5 protein-coding genes are annotated in these 6,000 nt (G+C 68.8%); 1 reads left to right on the top strand and 4 read right to left on the bottom strand.

Annotated elements, in window-relative coordinates:
• The 4 genes from C3492_RS25205 to C3492_RS44740 form a co-directional block, all read right to left on the bottom strand.
• Window positions 1-1,437, bottom strand: a 1,437-nt coding sequence (locus C3492_RS25205) for a ThiF family adenylyltransferase (RefSeq protein ID WP_258055873.1), incomplete at its 3' end; no start/stop codon positions are given.
• 50 nt (window positions 1,438-1,487) lie between these two features.
• Window positions 1,488-2,492, bottom strand: coding sequence for a cyclic GMP-AMP synthase DncV-like nucleotidyltransferase (locus C3492_RS25200; RefSeq protein ID WP_103814269.1), 1,005 nt, complete (start codon window positions 2,490-2,492; stop codon window positions 1,488-1,490).
• A gap of 653 nt (window positions 2,493-3,145) precedes the next feature.
• Window positions 3,146-3,664: an ImmA/IrrE family metallo-endopeptidase gene (locus C3492_RS25195; RefSeq protein WP_103814267.1), complete on the bottom strand. Its 519-nt coding sequence runs from the start codon at window positions 3,662-3,664 to the stop codon at window positions 3,146-3,148.
• Entirely contained in the window at window positions 3,651-3,968 is a 318-nt protein-coding gene (locus C3492_RS44740; protein ID WP_181140536.1) for a helix-turn-helix domain-containing protein, read from the bottom strand. Before C3492_RS44740 ends, C3492_RS25195 begins: the two co-directional genes overlap by 14 nt.
• 546 nt (window positions 3,969-4,514) lie before the next feature.
• Here C3492_RS44740 and C3492_RS25185 point away from each other — a divergent pair.
• Window positions 4,515-5,903 carry a hypothetical protein gene (locus C3492_RS25185; RefSeq protein ID WP_103814262.1) on the top strand — a complete coding sequence of 463 codons (1,389 nt, stop codon included), beginning with the start codon at window positions 4,515-4,517 and terminating at the stop codon, window positions 5,901-5,903.
• Window positions 5,904-6,000 lie beyond the last annotated feature (97 nt).

Below are 6,000 nucleotides of genomic sequence, written 5' to 3'. Positions count from 1 at the left end.
AAGGACGTGGCCGCCAGCGATGTGATCGATGGTGGACAGGGGGGTGTGGGTGCCGGGGGCAGCGATGGTGAGGATTCCCAGGCTGGCGGTGAGGCTGTCCGTGGCGAGCTGGACCAGGACGGCTTTGCGGTGGGGCTGCTGGGCAAGGAGGTCGAGGAAGCGTCCGGCGGTGATGCTGACGGTGGCGTCGATGATGAGATCGGCTTGGTCCGCGGCGGGCAGGAGGGCGGGGTCGGGGGGCGGGGTCGCGATGTCGATGCGGATGTCGTCACGGATGGTCCGCAGGTGGGAGGCCAGTGCTGTCGCCTTGGTCATGCCGATGTGGTGTTCGGTGTAGTTCTGCCGCACCAGCAGGCCGCCGGTGACACGGCCGGGGTCGCAGAGGGTGAGATGTGAGGCGCCGGCCCGGGCCACCATCTCGGCTGCCCAGGAGCCGATGCCGCCACAGCCCCAGATGTGGATGTGACAGTCCTGGAACGCGCGGACGGGGCGGAGGGTGTCACGGCGGGTGGTGACTTCGGCGCGTTCGTCGGAGAGGTAGCACCATGCGATGGAGGCGTGGGCCAAGTCCTCGGGCAGACTGCCCAGGCGGCTGGGGGTCGCGCGGCGTGCGAGGCGGCGCAGCGTGTCGCCGGCCTGGGGCGGCAGGCGGCCGGCGAGGAGGAAGGGGCACGCTGCGGGTGTGGCGGGGTGTCGGACGGCGAGGACGAAGTACTGGGCGGCGCCTTCGGGGTTACGCAGGGCGCTGGCGGCGAGTGCGGTCAGCAGCGCCGGGGGTGGGGCGTCGGCCGGTTGCGGGGCTTGGGCAGTGGCGGGGTGGGTGAGGGTGAGGAGTTCGGCCAGAGTGCTGCCCGCGCCCAGGGGCAGCGCGTCCACTGGCAGGATCGGGGTGCGGTGGCTGTTGGAGTCTGCGGGGGCGCTGGTCAGGTCGAGCCGGTCGGTGGTGCGCTGGGTGAGCCATGCCATGGCCGACCGGTGGGAGACAGGTTCTCGTACGACGACGGTGGGAGTGCCCGGGGTGTAGTGCAGGACACCGCCGACGGGGTGGTAAAGCGCGGTGGCGGGATCGAACCTGCCGGCTGCGGCGTCGCTGAGCCACTGCCACAGGCGGTTGATGACGGGGGTGATTCCGGCAGCGGGGTCCCATTCGCGGGCCGGATCGAGGTAGAGGCACAGTCGATCACCCTGCAGGATATGCGGGGTGCCGGCGAACCGAGTGTGGGGGGTGCGCACCTGGGGCGGCATCATCGGGGTGGCGGGCAGAGTGAGGAGGAAGTCCTCACTGTCCTTGAGCTGCAGTCCTCCTGGAGCACGTAGCGTACCGCCGGTGCAGACGCTGATAGGGATGGTGACCAGGCCGTCAGTGTCGGTACGGGGGCGGCCGGTGATGCGCAGGTCCGGCTCGTGCGCGGCTGCCAGCGCGGTGAGCTCCTCCAAGAGGCGACGCTGGGAAGGGCTGGGGCGGGCTGCGGGCCACTTGCGCTTGGTCATCCGGCACGTCCGGTGCGGGAGGTCGTGGTGATGAGCAGCGGGGTGGCGAACTTGGCGACCGTGGGTGTGAGGGAGGCGGCGGCACACGGCTGGCCGGGGAAGGCGTCGCCGAACAGCTGGCGCCACAGCCGCACGCTGCGGTCGTAGTCCGGCTCGTCGTAGGCTTCGCGGATCTCGCGGGCGTGGGCGTGGATGCGGGCCCGGAAGTAGCTGTAGGTCGTCTGGTCCCAGCGGTGGTCGAAGGTGACGCCCGATCCGGAAGGGTCGGCGATGGAGGGCTTGTAAGGGCGCTCCTGCAGCCATCGGTCGAGGTCCTCGACGATGGTGAGCAAGGTGGTGGGCACGTCGCTGTAGCAGCCGGGGTCCATGAGCTTCTTGATCTCCTCGACGCGTTCGCCGAGCAGGGTGGTAAGGATGATGGAGCGGGTGCCGGTGAAGGAGCCGCGGTGGTTACGCAGGTACTTCATCAGGCGGATGACCTTGCGCAAGTTGTTGTTGGCGATGCCGTCCTTCTTCTGCATCCAGGCGGTAAACCCGGCCGGGTTGGTCTGCTCCCAGGTGTTGGTGTCGCGGTTGACGATCACCTCGCGGCCGTCGGCCAGCTGAAGGTAGGGGACGATGTCGACGTGCATAGAGTTGGCGTAGCTGAGCTGCACGCAGCGGCACTTGCGGGTGTGAGGCATGGCGCCGTAGATGCTGTGACGGTGGAGCGCGGCGTAGACCTTGTCGATGTAGATCTTGGGGCCGTCTGCCCACTCGGTGTTCTCGGTGAGGTGGAGCATGAAGTCGGCGTCGAACTCGCTGTCGCCGACGGGGTTGATGATGGTGCGCTGCGCCCAGGAGCCCTGAGGCTTCTTGCCGCGGATGAGCGAGCCGAGTTCGGAGTCGGCCTTGAGGGCCTTGTAGATGGCCTCGACGCGTACGTCGAGGAGGGTGAGCTTTGCCTGGCTGAGGTTCACGGTGTTCTTGAGGAAGGTGTCGAAGTTCTTGCAGCACTGCATGGCGAGGATTCCTTTCTGCGGCGAGCCGGCTGAGAGCTCAGGGTGACGAAATGGGTGTGGGGGCACGCCGACGGGAGACGTGACGGAATAGGGCATGAAGGGACCGCGAAGGCATGTGGGCTTGCCCGCGATGGGGCGCGGGGGTGCGCACATGGGTGTGCTTGCGCGAGGGGCCTGGTGGGCTCGCGGAGGGGGCCGACCATGGCACTGGGCAGAGGGTCGGCCGATGCACAGCATCAGCGGATGGCCTTGGGTGACGGCTGGCCATCGAGGGGAGCCGGTGCGGTCCAGTCGACGATGCCGGCCATCGTGGCCAGGCACGCGTACGCGGTACCGCCCGGGGGTGGATTGTCCGTCAGCCTCACGCCGAGCAGGGGCCACCCGTTATGCACAGAGACCGGTCACTCTCTGCGGTAACAAGTGCACCACACGCAGCGACACTCACGCAAGACACTTTTTGAAGGTCAGTCTGGCTGACATCTTCTCAGCGCGGGCCAGACAGTTGCTGGTTCGGCTCCTCCCCCTCAGCCTTTGGCAAACTGGGGGCGGGAGAGGCGAGAGGGGCACGGCTCCCAAGCGGGCGTGTCAGGGCGGCGCCAGGAACGCGCAGCGCGCGGGCAGAGGGTCGGGTCGGCGGCCGGGTCCAGGTGGTGTCAGTGAGCGGGGCCGGAGACGATACCGAGGTTCATCAGACGGTAAGTCATGGCCACCTCACTCAACTGGAAACGCTTGGCCAGGACCCGCACGAGGTCGTCCGTCGTGCGGAAGCTAATGTGCTGTGCCGCCCGGCGGACCATGTCCTCCGGGGCCAGCAGCGCCGCGGCGAATCGGTTGGCGTCGATCTCCTCGCGGTCCGTGGCCATGCTCGAGACCGCGTTGCGGTAGTTCACGCGCGCGTCGGTGTCCAGAATGAGCGGGCGTCCTTCGTGCAGGCGCAGGTGCCCCAGTTCGTGCGCCACCGTGAAGCGCCGCCGTTCGAACGAGTGCGCCTGGTTGACGCCGATGACGCAGGCTCCGTCCTTGCGCAGGAGCATGCCAGAGACGTCGTCGTCCATGTGCTGCGGGACGACCAGGACGCCGAGGTGCTTGGCCAGGGCGAAGGGATCGACCGGCGGGGCGTCGATCCGGAATTCCCGCAGCAGCCCTCGGGCCGCCAGGTCAGCCTTCGCCACAGACACCCCTAATCTTCGAGGCCTGCGCCCACACCGCGGCAACGTCGGCGGCATGCCGCGCGGCAAGTCCGGACGCCTCGTCCAAGTGGAGCGAGGGAAGCAGGTCCGCAGGGTCCGCGTTGACCGCTGCGGCAATCAAGGCAAGCCGGTAAAGAGGCGGGGACTGGGTTCCGGACTCGATGTTCGTGATCGAACCGCGCGTCAGCCCCGCCCGACGCCCTACGTACTCCTGCGTCACCCCGGCACGCATCCGCGCCTCACGGATCAGCTGGGCAACGGTCTCGTTGAACTCCCGCTCGTCCACATACCCCCCAAGCGCTGCCAGTCTCACTGACAACCTAGTTCCCTGCCCTGCACCCGACCAGCCCTGGGCGGTGACACGCTGACCGGACCGGCCTGCTTCACCTGGCCGCCGGACGGCAAGGTTTGCGCCTGGGCTTTCGCAACGCGCCGGTGCCTGTTCGGGCAATTGTCCGGGAGAGCCCAGCGACTCATGCTGGCCGGATGCTGATGAACCATCAAAGGTGCGGGAGACAACTCTGCACACGGACGACGTGCATCCACGCACCGACCTGTCGGGCACCGACATCGCTCTAATTCGTGGGAAACGGTTCCTTTTGGTAATCGCCCGGTCGGCGCTCGACCGCCCGGAAACCGGCTCGCTGCCTGCCGCCCGCCCGAGGCCCTCGGCAGCATGGAACTCGCGAGCGAGGCAGGGCCGAGGCGCTGACACCGACCGCCCGGGCCGAAGTCCAGCTCACGCGCCCCTGCGCACTTGCGTGCGCCGCTCCTCCCTTCCGTACGGTCCAGCCGATGGCGAACCGCCCACGCACACCGTGAAGGAGAGCTGTTGAAGCCGACCGAGGAAGTGCTCCAGGACCTGACCCGGCCCTCGAACGTCTCCGTCCACTCCGACGACGCGCTCGTCGGGAAGGTGAAGGCCGCCATCACGGCGGACGACGAGAAGCGGAAGGAGAACGAGGACGAGCCGCTCCGCCGGAAGCCCGCCCTCGTCCCGATCCTGCCGACAGAGCTGCCCCGGCAGTTCGAAGTGACCCTCTGGGACGTGCTCCACACCCTCGCCCGGGCCACTGCCCTGTCGTGGCGCGGTGCGGGCCGGGGGCTGGCGGAGCACTGGGGCGCACTCAAGTACACCCAGGCCCTGGCCGGCGGTCGTGACTCCTTCCTCGGCCTCACCGACGAAGGCCACCGCATCGCGGACCACTACAAGTCGCTGCAATCCGGCGAGCTCGGCATCGGCTTCGCGCTCACGCTCACCGAGCACATGCTGCGCAGCCGTTTCCCCGACCATTCAGTGACGATCGTCCCCGCCGACACGGCGTTACGCGCCGGCTGGGCCCTCACCAGCAGAGACAAGGGCGAGAAGGTGAAGTACCGCTATCGTCCGCAGTACTTCGCGGAGGTCTGGCGGCCGGGCGAGCCGTCCCTCGCCATCCCCCTCGCTTGCAAGGGCAACCACGGCGACACCGCCACCTCCGCCGAGCAACTGGCCTCCGCCTCGGCCCACGCCGAAGCGGTCCACATCGGCGCGTGGAACGAGACCCCCAGCCTGCTGTTCAGCACGCAGCTCCCAACAGACGGCAGTACGATGACCGTCCACGCCCTCCAGGCGCCGGGCAGTGGCGGTCGGCTGTCCCCGGCAGAGGGCCGGGAAGCGAACCTGAACGCCCCGCCGTTCCAGGCGAACGTGATGCCGGACATCCACCCGCCGGCCGACGGCCTGGTGACACCGGAGCCCGTACGGGGCTGCCACGTGCAGCCGAAGGACTACGCCTGGTTCCAGGAGGCCCTGGCCCACACCACGGCAGCGGGCCTCATGACGTTCACCGGCTCGGGCCACGCAACCGCCCGCCACCTGACCGACCGGCAGGGCCGCAAACGCTTCACCGGTCTCGAACACGCGGCCAGCATGAGCATCCAGGACGCCGCCCACACCCTCTTCGGCAACGAGTACGTCGGCACCGACCACGTCTTCCGCCTCAACGGCCCCCGCGTCGAGGCGTTCTCCGGCGTGGACAAGGAGGTCTTCCGACTCCTCGCCAGGGGCGACATCGAGGAGTACCGCGCCCTCGTCCACGCGAGCCGCCACGTCCGCCCCCGCCTCACCTTCGACAAGGACTGGGGCGGTCCGGTCTCCGTCCACGCCGACGGCTCCGTCTTCGCCCTGCGGCTGCTACCGGGGCAGAACGAGGAACCCTGCGCGTGCTCGTCTCGCTGACGCACCGCTGAGACGACAGGTCCGTCCGGACGGCCTCTGAGCGGACGACCAAACCACATACGGCCAGGAGCGTGGGCCTCGACTCGCGGTGACGGTG

Source organism: Streptomyces sp. Ru62 (assembly GCF_002920615.1).
Classification (GTDB): domain Bacteria; phylum Actinomycetota; class Actinomycetes; order Streptomycetales; family Streptomycetaceae; genus Streptomyces.
Note: the sequence above shows the minus strand (reverse complement) of the source record. Positions and strands in the feature narration are given on the sequence as shown.